Annotated in this window: 16 protein-coding genes; 5 read left to right on the top strand and 11 right to left on the bottom strand. The window is 48.4% G+C overall.

Features of this window, described 5'->3' with window-relative positions; genetic code table 11:
- Positions 1-13: 13 nt before the first annotated feature.
- The 11 genes from TSUB_RS08015 to TSUB_RS08065 all read right to left on the bottom strand — a co-directional run bounded on the left by TSUB_RS08015 (position 14) and on the right by TSUB_RS08065 (position 10,075).
- The gene (locus TSUB_RS08015; RefSeq protein WP_087026451.1) at positions 14-331 is read right to left on the bottom strand and encodes an AzlD domain-containing protein; all 318 of its coding nucleotides are present in this window, start codon (positions 329-331) and stop codon (positions 14-16) included.
- Positions 328-1,077, bottom strand: a complete 750-nt coding sequence (locus tag TSUB_RS08020; protein WP_087026447.1) for an AzlC family ABC transporter permease — start codon at positions 1,075-1,077, stop codon at positions 328-330. The genes TSUB_RS08015 and TSUB_RS08020 overlap by 4 nt, the downstream gene beginning before the upstream one ends.
- A gap of 123 nt (positions 1,078-1,200) precedes the next feature.
- Positions 1,201-2,049, bottom strand: coding sequence for an AraC family transcriptional regulator (locus TSUB_RS08025; RefSeq protein WP_087026444.1), 849 nt, complete (start codon positions 2,047-2,049; stop codon positions 1,201-1,203).
- A 119-nt stretch (positions 2,050-2,168) separates the two neighbouring features.
- Positions 2,169-2,501 (bottom strand): DUF4144 domain-containing protein, encoded by a 333-nt coding sequence (locus TSUB_RS08030; RefSeq protein WP_246616424.1) that lies wholly within the window; start codon positions 2,499-2,501, stop codon positions 2,169-2,171.
- 99 nt (positions 2,502-2,600) lie between these two features.
- The gene (mnhG, locus tag TSUB_RS08035; RefSeq protein WP_087026441.1) at positions 2,601-2,924 is read right to left on the bottom strand and encodes a monovalent cation/H(+) antiporter subunit G; all 324 of its coding nucleotides are present in this window, start codon (positions 2,922-2,924) and stop codon (positions 2,601-2,603) included.
- On the bottom strand, positions 2,924-3,202 hold the full coding sequence (locus TSUB_RS08040; protein WP_087026438.1) for a cation:proton antiporter: 279 nt from the start codon (positions 3,200-3,202) through the stop codon (positions 2,924-2,926). Before TSUB_RS08040 ends, mnhG begins: the two co-directional genes overlap by 1 nt.
- On the bottom strand, positions 3,195-3,671 hold the full coding sequence (locus tag TSUB_RS08045) for a Na+/H+ antiporter subunit E (protein WP_087026435.1): 477 nt from the start codon (positions 3,669-3,671) through the stop codon (positions 3,195-3,197). Before TSUB_RS08045 ends, TSUB_RS08040 begins: the two co-directional genes overlap by 8 nt.
- Positions 3,668-5,161, bottom strand: coding sequence for a proton-conducting transporter transmembrane domain-containing protein (locus TSUB_RS08050; protein ID WP_087026432.1), 1,494 nt, complete (start codon positions 5,159-5,161; stop codon positions 3,668-3,670). Before TSUB_RS08050 ends, TSUB_RS08045 begins: the two co-directional genes overlap by 4 nt.
- A 2-nt stretch (positions 5,162-5,163) precedes the next feature.
- On the bottom strand, positions 5,164-5,517 hold the full coding sequence (locus TSUB_RS08055) for a Na+/H+ antiporter subunit C (RefSeq protein ID WP_087026429.1): 354 nt from the start codon (positions 5,515-5,517) through the stop codon (positions 5,164-5,166).
- Positions 5,517-8,039 carry a hydrogen gas-evolving membrane-bound hydrogenase subunit E gene (gene mbhE, locus TSUB_RS08060; protein WP_246616451.1) on the bottom strand — a complete coding sequence of 841 codons (2,523 nt, stop codon included), beginning with the start codon at positions 8,037-8,039 and terminating at the stop codon, positions 5,517-5,519. Before mbhE ends, TSUB_RS08055 begins: the two co-directional genes overlap by 1 nt.
- A gap of 635 nt (positions 8,040-8,674) precedes the next feature.
- Complete coding sequence (locus tag TSUB_RS08065; protein ID WP_087026423.1) at positions 8,675-10,075, bottom strand: MATE family efflux transporter; 1,401 nt, start codon at positions 10,073-10,075, stop codon at positions 8,675-8,677.
- A gap of 111 nt (positions 10,076-10,186) precedes the next feature.
- Between TSUB_RS08065 and TSUB_RS08070 the strand changes: the two genes are divergently transcribed.
- The 5 genes from TSUB_RS08070 to TSUB_RS08090 all read left to right on the top strand — a co-directional run bounded on the left by TSUB_RS08070 (position 10,187) and on the right by TSUB_RS08090 (position 14,731).
- The gene (locus tag TSUB_RS08070) at positions 10,187-11,026 is read left to right on the top strand and encodes a helix-turn-helix domain-containing protein (protein WP_087026481.1); all 840 of its coding nucleotides are present in this window, start codon (positions 10,187-10,189) and stop codon (positions 11,024-11,026) included.
- Between the two features lie 137 nt (positions 11,027-11,163).
- Positions 11,164-11,622 (top strand): tellurite resistance TerB family protein, encoded by a 459-nt coding sequence (locus TSUB_RS08075; protein ID WP_087026420.1) that lies wholly within the window; start codon positions 11,164-11,166, stop codon positions 11,620-11,622.
- A 251-nt stretch (positions 11,623-11,873) separates the two neighbouring features.
- The gene (locus TSUB_RS08080) at positions 11,874-12,044 is read left to right on the top strand and encodes a hypothetical protein (RefSeq protein ID WP_159065056.1); all 171 of its coding nucleotides are present in this window, start codon (positions 11,874-11,876) and stop codon (positions 12,042-12,044) included.
- A gap of 53 nt (positions 12,045-12,097) precedes the next feature.
- Complete coding sequence (locus tag TSUB_RS08085) at positions 12,098-12,259, top strand: hypothetical protein (RefSeq protein ID WP_159065055.1); 162 nt, start codon at positions 12,098-12,100, stop codon at positions 12,257-12,259.
- A gap of 81 nt (positions 12,260-12,340) precedes the next feature.
- Positions 12,341-14,731, top strand: a complete 2,391-nt coding sequence (locus tag TSUB_RS08090; RefSeq protein WP_087026416.1) for a helicase-related protein — start codon at positions 12,341-12,343, stop codon at positions 14,729-14,731.
- Positions 14,732-14,773 lie beyond the last annotated feature (42 nt).

Here is a 14,773-nt window from a genome sequence, read left to right on the forward strand (position 1 = left end):
GATAACCCAAAAGTTATCCCCAAAACACATTCATCAAAAGAAACGCGACAAAACTTACCCCTGTAGTCAACAACACATTTGCCGTCTTCCATGCAAGCAAAGTCGCGATGACAGCGGCAATCAGATAGGGATTCACCAATGGCATCAATTGCTGAGACTCCCCTTCTAAGAACATAATCGGCGCAAGAATGACCGTCAGAATCGCCGGGCTCGAGTATTTCAAAAATCGCTTCACTTCAGAGCCAAGTTTCAATGGAAGCGTCGGTGCTAGAAACAGATAGCGACTGAGGAAAACGACCAAGGTCATGGCAAGAATACTCAGTAAGATCATCCTCGTTTCTCCTTATCGATATCTTGACTGGATTCAGTAGATACTCCGACACCATAGCGCTCAGCGGCATAGCCAGCGATCATGGCAACTAAGCTTGCAATCATTAGCGCGCCATTAACTTGCAGTCGATGGAGAACCACAGAACTGACCAGCGCGACCAAAACGGTGAGCAACACGGGTTTGGTTTTCACATTCGGCACAACCAGTGCGATAAAGGTTGCCACGATAGCAAAATCTAAACCCAGTGAGTCGAGGTTTGGGATCACACTCCCACCAATGATCCCCACGAAAGAGGCCAAGTTCCAAATCAGATAAAAACTCAGCCCCGCCCCTAACGCATAATAGCGATTGAAACTCGTTTGTCGGTGACCAATGAGCGCGAAGAGTTCATCCGTTAACAAAAAGCCTAGCGTGAGCCGCCACCTTAGAGGCAACGGGCTGATGGTTTCTCGCATCGCCACACTGTATAACAGATGACGTGATGTGATGAAAAACGTGGTGATGAGCATAGTGACGAGACTTGCGCCTGTGTTGAACATGCCAATGGCAACGAGCTGTGCCGCCCCGGCGAAGAGTATGGCCGACAGTGCTTGCGCTTCTATCACCAACAAACCTGATTCGACTGCATACGACCCAGCCAGCAAACCCCAAGGCACCACCGCAATACTCAAAGGCATCATCGCCACTGTGCCTTGCCACATTAGACTTCGGTTATCGTTACCACGTTGTTCTACGATATCTGACATCTTCATTCCTTGTACATCATTCCTATATATCAGAGGTTGATAGTTAAACTACCTTAGCGTGGCAACAACAGGTTTTCTTGTACAATATTGCTGCGGGATTGCATGATTGCAGGATGTAAGGGCTTAATGAGAGTAAACGACACGACGTGAGTGCAACGCACCGGTGCGATATTGATTCGGCGTAACACCCATCGCTGCCTTAAAATGACGATGAAAATGGCTTTGGTCATGAAAACCAGTCTCTATTGCAACCTCGCCTGCGTTCAATCCCTCTCTCAATAGCGCTTTCGCTTTACGTAGTCGCATTTGAAGTTGATAGGCGTGAGGAGGCATGCCCACCTCGACTTTAAAACGCCGCGCCAAATAGTGCGGACTCAACGAAACTAAGTTGGCGAGCTCGGTCAGAGAGACATTCTCTTCCGGACAGTCTTTTAAGAAGGCTCTCACTCGCTGTACTTGGCGCTTGGTATGGGTCGATGGCGCGGTGAGTTGGCCGCGTTGCTTGCCGTGACGATTCATCAACTGCCACATCGCGCCTTGCAGCAGGGTTTCGCGATAAAGGCGGTTTTGCGATTCCGTTAGCGCCTTTATCACCATTCGCAACAACTGCGCTAGCTCTGGGTCGTAAACAACGGGATCAGAAAAGTAAGGTGCAAATGTGCCTGATTCGCTGCCTCTTGACACACTTTCAAACATCTCTGGCAATGGGTAAAGGGCTTGATAGGACCAACCCTCTTCGGTCGCCGAATGGCCAGTGTGCACCTCATCCGCGTTCACCAGGATAATGCTGTCTTGAGGGGCGATATGGTTGCCGCCAGTGCGATAAAAACATTGCGCGCCCTCTTCGATAACGCCGACACAATAGCCTTCGTGACTATGACGAGAAAACGTCTGGGTATGATAGGTCGCTTGTAACACTTCTACGCCACCTAGTTCTTCTGCGTAATTGATCACTGCGCGCTCTTTTTGCATCCTACCCCTCCCTGACTCTTCTCTTCAACATACTCAAACCACCTCAAGATGCTCGTTAAGCGAGTATATAACGGATAACGGCTCAAAGGCTTTGTATAATCTTGCCCTCTTCACATCCTTTACTCAGAAAAGGCTAACGCCGCAATGGCATCAGCAACGGCAGCAAACTGAATTTTAGTAAGACAAACTTGCGCTTTCGAAAACTCATGCGCCTGAATAAGTTGACTCAACTGATAGGCCGTATAGACAGTTTTTAACGGTGATAAGATCGGTGTATCTTCCCCATTGAGGTCGATACTGTAACTCTGCCCCATCGAGTCAATAACCCTATCGCCGGCCGTGGTCATTAGCGCCTTGCATTCATCAACAAACGTCTGCGCATCGTGAAGATACAAAAGCTCATCGTCGCCTTCCAACTTAAGAATACAAGGCCATTGTGGTGTCCCAATCACTCAACGGTCTCCTCGATTAACATATCGACTACCTTCATTTATCACGATAAAAAAGCCCAGCACGGAGGCTGGGCTTTCCAATACTCGCAGCCTTGAGGACTACGGTTTTTTGTTTGCATGGTTAGCCGAAGGGCTTCGCCAAATCTTGTACCCTTTACGCACCATCGCCTGCCCAAGCAGGTGAGCAGCGACCGGGGCGGTGATCAAAATAAAGAACAAGGTGCCCAGTACTTTTGATATAACCGCGATTTCTTGCAGCATGATAGCCACAGGCAGCAGCAAGAAAGCCAGCCCCACCGTGCCGGCTTTGGTGGCTGCATGCATGCGAATAAAGAGATCGGGTAAGCGTAAAATCCCTAAGCTTGCGACAACCGCAAAGAAGGTTCCTAACAGCAAAAAGATGCCGGCAAATATCTCTCCCATCATTCCTCCTTGTCACTTTTTGCAATGAAGCGAGCAAATGCAATGGTGCTCAGAAACGCCACGAGGGCCAAGGTGATAGCAACATCAAGGAAGGCTTTCTTGCCACTATCTAAGGTATAGACTGCGATAAAACCAATAGTTAAAAAGGCAATGAGATCCAGAGCTACCACCCTATCAGCAAGGGTGGGTCCTTTAATCAATCGCACAAGCGAAATCGCGAAACTCAGCAGCAAACCCGCGTAGGCAACCGCAACACAGGTAGCGAGAAAATCAGTCACGGGTTACCTCCAACAGCTTTTTCTCTAAGCCAGATTTAATATCTTCGATGACCTTAGTGTGGTCTGGCGCGAACATGGCGTGAATGATCAAGAATTTCTTATCTTCTGATACATCCAAACTTAAACTGCCTGGCGTGAGCGACACCATGTTAGCTAGCAAGGTGATCTCCAAGTCGCTTTTTGCATCCAGCGGCACATAAACAATATCGGGCTCACTCAAGTGGGTTGGTGTAATCACATCCCATACGACACGCGCCACGGAGACGATGACTTCGTAGAGGAAGTAGAAAAACAACACAAAGGCCGCCTTCACGCGCTTAAAGTAACTGGTATCCAAACCAAAGGGTTGGCTTAATGCCAGTGCAAGAAAGCTCACCATAAAGCCAATCACAAAATCGAGACCATTATATCCCGCATTGATCAGCATCCAGACTAAAGCGAGAAACAAGTTCAACAAGAAATAAGTCATGGTGTTACCCCCAGTACCGCTTGAATATAGGGTGTTGGATCGAGCAATTGCTCCGCCGACTCTACCGCAACTTGATAGAAAGGCTCCGCCGCTAAACCGATAGTCACAGTAAGCGCTGCGAGTACCACCATCGGTACGATGTACAACACACGCTCGCTATGGGTCAGCGTTTCAGTTGGCTCTTCTGGCGCGGCTTTCCAAAACGCCTCGTTCCAAATTTTTGTCATCGAGAAAACAGTCAACAAACCAACGAGTAATGCCGTCGCACCGAGCAAATAGTGCTCTGTTTGGAAACTCGCTTTGATAACAAGAAACTTACCCCAGAAACCTGACAATGGCGGGAAGCCTGCCAGTGAAAACGCGGGGATTAAGAACAGTACCGCCAGCCAAGGTTTACTCTTATAAATACCGCCAAGCCTACCCAGATTATCGCTACCAAATTTACGCGCTAAGAAACCGCCAATCAGGAACAAGTTAGCTTTAACGATAATGTGGTGAATCAAATAAAAAATCATCCCGGCTAACGCCAATGGCGTGAACAGCGCCAACCCCATCACCATATAACCTATCTGACTAATGATGTGGAACGAAAGAATACGTTTGATAGCAAATTGACTCGCCGCCCCCAATACCCCGGTCAACATGGTTAAGCCCGCAATGACAAGCAACAGCGGTTGCATACCACTTTGATCGAGTGGGAAAACCAAGGTAAACAAGCGAATGAGGGCATAAACGCCCACTTTGGTCAATAGCGCCGCAAATAGCGCGACCACCCCACTAGGTAGCGTGTGGTATGACGCTGGCAGCCATGCAAAAACAGGAAACAAGGCAGACTTAATTGCAAAACCAAACAGGAACAGCGCACACAAGAAAGTGGCTGTTGTGGATGGAATCAATGCCGCTTTGCTGTATAGGTCAGCAAGGTTCAGGGTGCCTGTTGCCCCATAGAGCAAACCAATCGCCAGTAAGAATGCCAGTGTCGAGACCAAGTTCAACACCACATACTTGACAGCGCCATCAATCTGCTTGCCTTTCGCATCCAACACCATAAGGCCAAAAGAGGCGATGAGCATCACTTCAAACCAAACGTATAGGTTGAAGATATCGCCAGTCAAAAACGCCCCACTCACCCCGGCCAGTAGCACCTGAAACAGCATATGATACATGCCGTAACTTGGCTTTTGGTTAAGGTCGGCAGAGGCATAGATCACTGTTGCAAGGCCAATGATCGTCGTGATCAATGCCATCGCGGCGCCCAAAATATCCGCCGCGAAAACAATCCCAAAGGGCGCAGACCAGCTACCAAAGGCAACAGCTTGTGGCCCATGATTGAGCACTTCCAACATCAAACCAATCGCAGCCAACATCGAAAGTGATGCAGCACCAATACCGACACGGGTTGCCCATGAATGAGAGTGACGAATAAAAAATCCAGCGGTCGCCGCGATGAGCGGAATAATCACCGGTAAAGTTAACAACATATCGCTCATTGTTACTCCTGTGCCTCCGAACGCTGCATACTATCCATATCTGCAGTACCGCTTTCTTGATAAGCACGGAAACAGAGTATTAAGGCAAAGACCAACAAACCAAAGCCGATCACGATTGCCGTTAGGATCAGGGCTTGTGGCAACGAGTTTGCTGCGACATCGGGTGGCAACACCGCATTCTCCGCAATCAATGGCGGCTCGCCACGGGTTAAACGACCTGCGACAAATATCGCAAGGTTCACAGCGTTACTGAGCAAAATAAGTCCAAACATCACACGTAACATATGTCGCTCTAACAAGAGATAGACTCCTGCCGCGACCAGTAAACCTACCATTAGGCTCCAGAGCGTTTCCATCAATCTAGCTCCTCATTAATTCGCAACAGTATTCCTAGCACGGCGCCAAACACCGCGAGATAGACACCCACATCAAACAGCAACGGTGTGCCAAGGGGCAGAATTTCCTTCCACCATAGACCCGTCATAAAAGGTAAGCCCAGTGGGAAGCTAATGGCACCGGCGAGCAGCGCGAGTGCGACACCAAATATCGCTATCTTCAACGGAGAATAGCGTAGCCTTTCTCTCACATAGCCTGCGGATTCCGCCAACATCAGCAACGCAAAACCAATCACCGCGATAAGTGCACCAATGAATCCCCCTCCCGGCAAGTTATGCCCGCGCATAAGCAAGTAAACGGAGAACACCAGCATCAGCACAGCAACAATGTGGGCCGTACTGCGGAAGATGATCGACTCGATACGATTTTTCGCTCGATTCTTAGTGGTAAACAAACCAAGACACGCCACCGCAGCCATGGCAACCACAACCACTTCTCCTAAGGTATCGAACGCACGGAAGTCAACGAGAATCACGTTAACGATGTTTCGCCCATGCCCGCCCGGTAGACTGTTTTCAGCAAAGAACTCACTGAGCGTCATATCAAGCGGCGTATGTGTGATTGCGATCAAAATGCCGGTCACAGCCAAACCTAAAACACTGGCGACAATGGCATGCACTGTACGGCGAGACAGTGAGTGGGACGGTACGCTGGTCAGGCTTGGTAAGTGTCGCAACAACAAGGCGACAATAACCACAACCAATATCTCAACAAGCAACTGCGTCTTTGCAACATCAGGGGCACTGTAGAGCATAAAGACTAACGTAGAGATAAAGCCCACCATGCCCAGCGCTGCCACCGCAAGAAGACTAGAACGCGCCACGAGACAAGCGGCCACGGATGTCACGAGTAATAAGGCCAGTGCCACCTCATAGAAATGTGTTTCGTGAATCTCAGACAACACACCAACAGGCACTGCACCAAACACGGCAAGTGTTGGCTGCAACAAGAGTAGCGCCAGTACTGTGAAAAATCCGAGGCCATATAAACTCAGATGTTTGTGTTGAAGCAAACCTGTCTGCCAGTTAGCCACGGCCATTAAGCCATTTAAACCACGTTGATAAACCTTGTTGCCCTGAGGGAGGAATCGCAACAGTGTCCCCGTAACCTTGAGGAAGACAGCATGGCTACGGTAAATCAGCACACCCAATACTAACGTGACCACACTCAGTATCAGCGGCAAGTTAACGCCTTGCCAGATATACACCGTTTTTGGTGTCCCTTGTGGGAAAATCGCTAGACTACCAGGATCGATAACGGCATTTTGCAAGTAACCAAGCGCAAGTACAGGCACGGCAAATGACCCTACTGCGAGCAGCATTGGAGGAAGCCAAAGCCCTTTTTCATGCTCAATGGATTTCGCAGCAACACTGTGTTCATCTTTCTTGCCCAAGAAAGGCTTCAGCATCAGTAACAGTGTCATCGCCACGATCAAAGCATTCGCCAGCAAGAGAATGGCTGTCGGTACTATGCCTACTTCCAAACTCGCTTTGTAGAGATACTCTTTACTGAGGAAGCCGAGCAACGGCGGTAATCCTGCCATCGACATCGCAGAAAGCACCGCGGCAACAAAACTCAGCTTCAAAGGGTCTTTCAAGCCTGACAAACTATGCCACTGACGCGTGCCTGTCGACTTATCCACATTACCGATAACCATGAACAAAGACGCTTTATAAAAAGCATGTGCCACGATCAGAAGTAATGCCGCTGCAACCGCATACTCAGTGCCAAAGGCAAGTAATACCGTTAATTTGCCCAACGCCATGTTGGTGCTGTTTGCCAACATCAACTTGAGATCCGTTTGTCTCAAAGCCAAAAGTGCTGACCAAAAAGCAGTAATGCTACCTGCCGTTACAAGGAGATAGAACCACACATCACTGGCGGCATAGACAGGTGATAGTCGTGCCATCAAATAGATACCGGCTTTTACCATGGTTGCCGAGTGTAGATAGGCACTCACAGGTGTCGGCGCCGCCATGGCTCCCGGTAGCCAAAAATGAAATGGAAATTGGGCTGATTTGGTAAATGCGCCCAAGAGTACCAGCAGCATTGACGGCAAAAATAGCGAGTGTTCAGTGATGGTCTCGACTTGTTGCAAGATCTCAGACATCTGATAACTGCCTGCCATCTCGCCGAGCATGATCAAGCCACCCAGTAAGGCTAATCCCCCTGCGCCGGTGATAAGCATGGCTTGCAACGCGTTTTTACGGGACGTCTCATCTTCATGGTTAAAACCAATCAATAGATAAGAGGTAATGGTCGTCAGTTCCCAAAAAACAAACAGCAATAAGATGTTATCACTCAGCACCACCCCGAGCATTGAGAGCATAAACAAGGTGAGATAAAGGTGAAACGAACGCTTGTTGATCTTGCTCTTCATATAAGAGAGCGAATAGATCTGAACCAAGCAGCCGATACCTGAAATCAGAACTGCAAAAAGAAACGACAAGCCATCAATGCGAAAACTCAGATCGATGCCCATCGAAGGAACCCAAGACCAGACAAAGCTCACCCCTTGTGGTTCATAGGCGACTGCGAAGCCCAGCAATAAAGCGGCTGGAAACAGTGCATATAACCATAACAAGGGCGGCGATGCAGATGCGGATTGCTTACCTAAAGAAGGTGTTGTTGCCATAATATCCAACTTACCCAAACGTAATATCAAACACGTATGCTACTCGATTCGTTTACAACTTGCTAACCTATAACAACAAAAATCCATGTATTCTGGCGATAAAAAAGCGAATAAAAACCGCTAGTTAAAAAGAATACACTTCTTGTGACATTGTCACGATTAGGTGTGCAATTAATATACGACATGAGAGCCATATGCTTAGCCAATGCGCTAAGCGTACAAACTAGACCAATGTACCTATTGTTGACTAAGAACGAGATGACATTCTTAGACATGCGTTACTGTCGATGAATAACGATGGTCGATAGAAACCGACCCACCACCCTTCTCGATGAACACAAAATCAACAAGATAAACACACAACATTAACCAAATATAGTGAAAGTGATAAGAAAAAGAGTGTAAATAGGCATTACAAACTGAATTGCAGGCAAAAAAAGACCCAGCTCGTTGGCTGGGTCATTTGTCATTAGACGTGGTGTTTAGGCAGCAAGCGCATTAGGCTCAGCGTGGATTTCATCACTGACTAAGTTCTTCAACCAGCGCTTACCGTAAATGCGATGAACGGTTAAGCCTATCTTTACGACTTCTTCTACTAAAATCACCATCATCACCATATGAAGCGGCCATCCCAGTACAAGTCCGGTGTAGAAGGCTAATGGAATCCCTACGCCCCATTGCGCAAACAAGTCGATAAAGATGGTGTATTTGATATCGCCACCACTTTTCAAGACGCCACCGATCCCCACCATGTTAAAGACCTTTAGGGACAAGCCCAATGCCATGACTAACGTCACCTTCAGCGCCATATCAAGATCAGGGATGTTTGTGAGTGACAATGCAAACTCGATCTGATTACTCAATAATCCCACCACTAACGCCACCAGCAGTGCCAAAGAGACCGACAAAGCGAGCAGCCACCATGATTGGAAGAAGGCGCGATTATAGTTTTCAGCACCGAGTTCATGGCCTAACAGCGTCGCCGCTGCCACCGCAAATCCAATAAAGGCTGAGATCAACACCCCTTCAATTGGCGATAACAAGCTGATGATGGCGAGCTCTGTAACGCCAAGTTGACCAACAATCAGGTTGTATACCAAAATACCCACGGCCCAACCCGCATCATGAATGATCATCGGCATGGCGACACTCATGTACTTTTTGCGCGCTGTTGGCTTCCACGCCTCTCCTAGCTCATCACGACGAGGCAAAATCTGTGGGTGATAACGCTTCGCAGCCCACAGCAGCATCGCCGATTGCACAAAGCGCGACACCGTAGTACCAATTGCGGCACCAGCTACGCCTAACTCAGGAAAGCCAAATAAGCCAAAAATAAGCAAGGCGTTAAGTGCGGCATTAATACCCACCGCGACAAAGCCGATCCGCGTTGGTAGTTTTGCTTCGCCTACTGAGCGCATCGCCGCTTCTAGCGGCACAACGATCGCCGTGGCAATAATGCTAAAGCCAGTTATTAATAGGTACTGAGTGGCATGTTCTACAAAGGCGCTGTCATCTGTGACAAATTGCACAATTTGCTGAGGCATCAAACTATATAGAATCGCAAACGGGATTGAGAATGCGATGGCACAGACCCAAGTTTGCAACAAGGTACGTCTTACCCCTGCTATATTGCCTGCGCCAAAAAACTGCGAAGCTAGCACGCTGACTGCGCCACTCGCTCCGACAATCATCAGCAAATTGAAAAAGAAAATCCGGTTTCCGACACCCACGGCAGCAACTTGTGCTTCGCCTAATTGGGAGACCATTAAGATATCCACCAAGCCTAGTACCGAGAACAACATACACTGGACCGAAACCGGTAGTGCGAGTCGCAACGTTTTTTGCCAAAATTGCTTATCAGCGGCAGATTTCCACGTATGCATGATGTTTATCCTCCTTCATTTTTATTTTTCGTTTGGTGTGATGGAGATCATACCGCTGATGAAACAAATACTCTTATGCTATCTCATCAAATACTTTTGCGAGACTATCATATGCCATGGCCTGACCACTTTTCTATTTCGGAAAAATCGCGCCAGCTGTTTATCGATCAAGAGCAGCTTTATGCCCTCGAAACAAATCAAATCGTCCAAGTCGGTTATGCTTATGCGAGAGAAAATTTCGATATTTCTCGGCGGTACTCAGAAAAGCAAATCGTGCTATTCAGTATTCGTGGTGAAGGGGAAATTTCGACGCCGGATTGCACCCAATCCTTGAGAGACAATCAGGTGGCGTACATTCCCCCTTTTGCGCCGCATCGAATCAATCTTAGAGGCGAGAAGTGGGACTTTTGTTGGATTTCCGTTGAGCCAGATAGCGAATGGAAGCACCGTTTACCCAGCCAGCTCACCTTTCGCGAAAGTGCAAACGCTGAACTGGTGAAACAGATCATTGATTGTATTCATCATAGCCAAGTCGCGGTTTACCCCTTGGCTGATCAACTGCTCGCTTTGCAGGTTGAGCAATTGCGGTTATTGGTCAATCACATGCTGCCGAGTAGCGTCACTTCAAATCAAATTCGCTTAGAACGCGTGTTTCGGCGAGTTCAACAACAGCTACACAAAGATTGGAGTGTGGATGAACTGGCGCAACTCCATCCCTGCTCAGAACCGCACTTTCATCGACTCTGCCAAACTTACCTTGGCCACTCTCCGATCGCGCACCTGACTAAACTGCGCATGGAGCAAGCCGCGCGATTTCTTTCAACCTCTGATATGTCTATTCAACAGATTTGCGAAGCGGTGGGCTACCCTAACCCTGCCAACTTCAGTACGCGATTTAAAAAGTGGAGCACCTTAACCCCACGCGAGTACCGCAAACGTTTTGTTCAATAAACAGCGGCTCGCCTTAGATGACATTTAGCCCAACGCACGCAATGCATCAGCTTAAGTTTATTCTCAGTATGGATTGAATCTTTTGGTCGTTGCCCACACTAATCAAATATGAGAACTAAAAAAGGTCGTGCAGATTTATGTTTAAACAATTGAAAGTGCTTTTTCGACAACTCACTGCGGAAGGAGGTGAAGGCGGGATCATCGACACGCCAGCACTCAATCTTGCGATGGCTGGGCTGCTTTGCGAAGTATCACGCGCAGATAGCAGTCTTGACCCACGAGAACACGCAGCCAAACGCCACTTGCTCTCCTCTTTACTCGACGTAGAGGGAGAAGAAGCTGATAGACTGCTAGAGAAGGCGACAAAAGCGAGCGATGAGGCTGTCTCTCTGTATGACTTTACCTCCAAGCTCAGAAGCCTTGAGGCCCACGAACGCATTTCTCTGATAGAAGCAATGTGGCAAGTCGCCTACGCCGATGGTGAAATCGACCCACTAGAAGAAGCCGTGATTCGCCAAGTTTCTGAACTTATTTATGTCGAGCACACCGAGTTCATTCGCGCGAAGTTGTCGGCTCAGCAGGCCGCATCATCCTAGCCACCCAATCCCTTTTCGTCCTCTTGCTCTAATAAGTTGAACCAAGATCGCAAATTAATTTGCATTTTGCGATTTTGGCAAACTCAACACCCGTACACCTCGACGGTCTGTCTATACATCTACTCAGTTTTTTTGACCTTTGGCTAACTACTCAGTCAATCTTCGTGCCCAACAATCATAGTGTGCCTTGTTAAGGTCGGTATGCCATTTGCACCGTGTTCAACTCTCGGGTTAAGTAAAGGTGTCTGACCATGCGATTGTTTCGATATGCACTGTTTTCAGCAATCGTGTTTGTCTTCGCCTCAGATATTGACCAAACGCTACTGAGCCGTGTCATTACCGATTCAAAGCAAGAAATTGTGCGTCAATTCCAAGACTTGACAAAAATACCCCTCTACACTCGCCCGAACCACTGGCAGTAAAAAAGGAACCCTGCTAAACATCTTAAGGTGTCGTCGCCATTAGTCTAGGTGTCATGAAGCAGTTGTTTCGGATCGGTCTCATTCTTTTCTGTGCTTACTTTTATGTTGTCAACTTCACCGAAGTTGAAGCCTTGAGTGCAATGAAAGCTCATCATCAAGCGCTGTTTCACGACATCTCCAGCTTCATCGGTCGCATTGTCGACATTGATCCTTAGTCAAGGCTGACACAATCACTTATCTTCACTTACTGGTTACGTTACAATTGGCCTCTTTATCTTCAAGCACACTCTGCCCTTATGTACGACGCAACCCGCCTCCCCATCGATACTATCGAAACACAATACAAGTCAGCGTTAAAAAATCACCACCTCGTTGTAGAAGCCGAAACAGGATCGGGTAAATCGACGCGTCTTCCCATCTGGTCTCAATGCATGGGACGTGTGCTTGTTGTTCAACCACGTCGTATTGCTTGTACATCCTTAGCGAGCTACCTTGCTGAATACCAAGGAGAACAGGTCGGTGCCAGTATTGGCTATGCGGTAAAGTTTGAACATCATTACACGGAACAAACAAAGACGGTATTTGTGACACCGGGTGTTGCGCTACGGTGGTTTAGTGAAGATAAACTCGCAAGCTTTGATGTGATCATCATTGATGAGATGCATCTTCGCCGTTGGGATACGGATCTGCTGCTTTCCCTGCTGAAAGACCATCAACAACACCGTGTTGTTTTAACCTCTGCGACCTTGAATAGCCGCCGTTTCGCTGACTTTCTCGATGCCAGCGTCTTAAAAGCTGAAGGCAGACGATTTCACGTCGAGGTGACTCATGCCGCGACGGATTCACGCCATAGTCCTGATGCGCGCAATTTAGAAGAGCGCGTTACCAATGCAGTCATTGATTGGGGTAATAATAACGACGTTAATGGCGAGCAGAATGGTGATATTCTCGTATTCCTTCCAGGGCGTAAGGAGATTCAACAAACACTGTCGCGGTTGCGACAACATGCTTTTGTTCAAGAACATCGCTTCGATGTGATCCCCTTACATGCGAGTGTGAGTGATGATGAACGCCATCGCGCGCTCAACACCAGCAAGCAACGCAGAATCATACTTGCAACCAACATAGCCGAAACATCGCTTACCATTCCCGGGATCACCCTCATCATTGATAGTGGCTTAGAGCGCCGCACGCATCAACGCAATGGGCGTACCGTGCTGAGCTTACATGCGATTTCACAGGCCAGCGCAGAGCAGCGGAAAGGCCGAGCGGGTCGGATTATGGACGGGCAATGTGTGCGCCTTTATGGCAGCGCAGCGCCATTGGAAGCCGTGACCCCACCGGATATGCTCCGCGAAGAACTGATCGAACCAATGCTTGCCGCCGCATGCTGCGGTAAGCCTTTGGCCCGTTTAGATTTCATCGAAGCGTTACCTGATAAAACATTTTCACAGGCTCAACAGCGCCTTATTGACATGGCCGCGATCGACAAAGCGGGCAATGTCACAGAGCATGGCAAAAAACTCTATCCACTGCCGATTGACCCTCTTTTTGCCCATTTGATTACCGCCATGCCCAATAAGGCGACTCAAGAAGCCATGGTGGATCTCGCGAGTGCACTTTCAGTACCGCAGCGAGTTGCGACTTTGCCGAAAGATGAAGAACGCCTTGAGGCGCTTTCGCGCTGGGAGCCCTTGCACTGTGATGCCAACATGTTGATTCAGCTCGTACGAGGGCTTCAATGTGATGCACTCACCATAAATGAAGAAGCCTTAAAAGAATCACAACAAAATGCCCAGCAGATACGGGAAGCGTTGTCGCTTCCACACTTAGACGTCGCCTCTCGTATCCCTCGGGAACAATGGCTATCTGCTGTCGCGGATGCAACACCTGAACTGGTTTTTGTCCGTCGCCAACGACGTGATGAGGCCCTTGGCAATGGTTATGCTGAAGTCATCCTAGGGCGTGAACAGCGCACCAAAAGTGATGACATCGCCTTTATTGTCTTTGACCAGTTCCATCTTCCCGGTAAGGGTAAGAAACAAACACTCAACCTTGCGACCTGTTGCTCTCCGTTACCGATCACGATGCTGGTTGAAAAAGAGTTTGGTGAGACAACCCTTGTTGAAGGCGATGTGGTTGATGGTCAAATTCAGATGACACAACAACGCTGGTTTGCGGGTCGCCTCATTGCCTCAGAAGTAGCGGCGCCTGACGACACTTTACTTGTGCAAGCAGTAGCAAAAATGATTATTGAAGAGCAGTTATTTCCTGGCCTCGCATCGCGCCTTGCCCATGATATGGCGCAGTGGGCGCTTTATGGCGAACTAGAACCCACCACTGACACTTCCGCTCCGCAAGGTGTCACGCTTGAGGCTTGGCTAATTGATCAACTCGAAGCTCTAGGCATCGAAAGTTTTGATGACTTGGCCCTTTTTAATGATGACGATTTTCATTTTGACGGAATCCCCGAATGGGAACGCGACGAGTTCGACGCACGTTATCCTCGACGTCTACATCTCGCTGACTTGACGCTAACGGTCGAATATCATCCAAAAGGAAAGCGCATCACCGTCCACTACTTCAGTGGCGGTCGCAAAGACGCCCCCAAACGATGGGAACTACCCAGTTGGTCAGGCTGGCGTATCCGCTATAAAAAAGCGAGTCGAGTGATTGATGTGAAATAGCGGACAAACGCTCAATTAAGAGCCAACGATAGCCTTCTTAAG

Source organism: Thaumasiovibrio subtropicus, assembly GCF_019703835.1.
GTDB lineage: Bacteria > Pseudomonadota > Gammaproteobacteria > Enterobacterales > Vibrionaceae > Thaumasiovibrio > Thaumasiovibrio subtropicus.

Excerpts from the sequence above, each read along its gene's own strand:
- TSUB_RS08045 (WP_087026435.1), bottom strand. The coding sequence starts at position 3,671 with ATGACTTATTTCTTGTTGAACTTGTTTCTCGCTTTAGTCTGGATGCTG.
- TSUB_RS08025 (WP_087026444.1), bottom strand. The coding sequence starts at position 2,049 with ATGCAAAAAGAGCGCGCAGTGATCAATTACGCAGAAGAACTAGGTGGC.
- TSUB_RS08085 (WP_159065055.1), top strand. The coding sequence starts at position 12,098 with ATGAAGCAGTTGTTTCGGATCGGTCTCATTCTTTTCTGTGCTTACTTT.
- TSUB_RS08065 (WP_087026423.1), bottom strand. The coding sequence starts at position 10,075 with ATGCATACGTGGAAATCTGCCGCTGATAAGCAATTTTGGCAAAAAACG.
- TSUB_RS08075 (WP_087026420.1), top strand. The coding sequence starts at position 11,164 with ATGTTTAAACAATTGAAAGTGCTTTTTCGACAACTCACTGCGGAAGGA.
- TSUB_RS08090 (WP_087026416.1), top strand. The coding sequence starts at position 12,341 with ATGTACGACGCAACCCGCCTCCCCATCGATACTATCGAAACACAATAC.
- TSUB_RS08080 (WP_159065056.1), top strand. The coding sequence starts at position 11,874 with ATGCGATTGTTTCGATATGCACTGTTTTCAGCAATCGTGTTTGTCTTC.
- mbhE (WP_246616451.1), bottom strand. The coding sequence starts at position 8,039 with ATGGGCATCGATCTGAGTTTTCGCATTGATGGCTTGTCGTTTCTTTTT.
- TSUB_RS08055 (WP_087026429.1), bottom strand. The coding sequence starts at position 5,517 with ATGGAAACGCTCTGGAGCCTAATGGTAGGTTTACTGGTCGCGGCAGGA.
- TSUB_RS08050 (WP_087026432.1), bottom strand. The coding sequence starts at position 5,161 with ATGAGCGATATGTTGTTAACTTTACCGGTGATTATTCCGCTCATCGCG.
- TSUB_RS08070 (WP_087026481.1), top strand. The coding sequence starts at position 10,187 with ATGCCATGGCCTGACCACTTTTCTATTTCGGAAAAATCGCGCCAGCTG.
- TSUB_RS08020 (WP_087026447.1), bottom strand. The coding sequence starts at position 1,077 with ATGTCAGATATCGTAGAACAACGTGGTAACGATAACCGAAGTCTAATG.
- mnhG (WP_087026441.1), bottom strand. The coding sequence starts at position 2,924 with ATGGGAGAGATATTTGCCGGCATCTTTTTGCTGTTAGGAACCTTCTTT.
- TSUB_RS08015 (WP_087026451.1), bottom strand. The coding sequence starts at position 331 with ATGATCTTACTGAGTATTCTTGCCATGACCTTGGTCGTTTTCCTCAGT.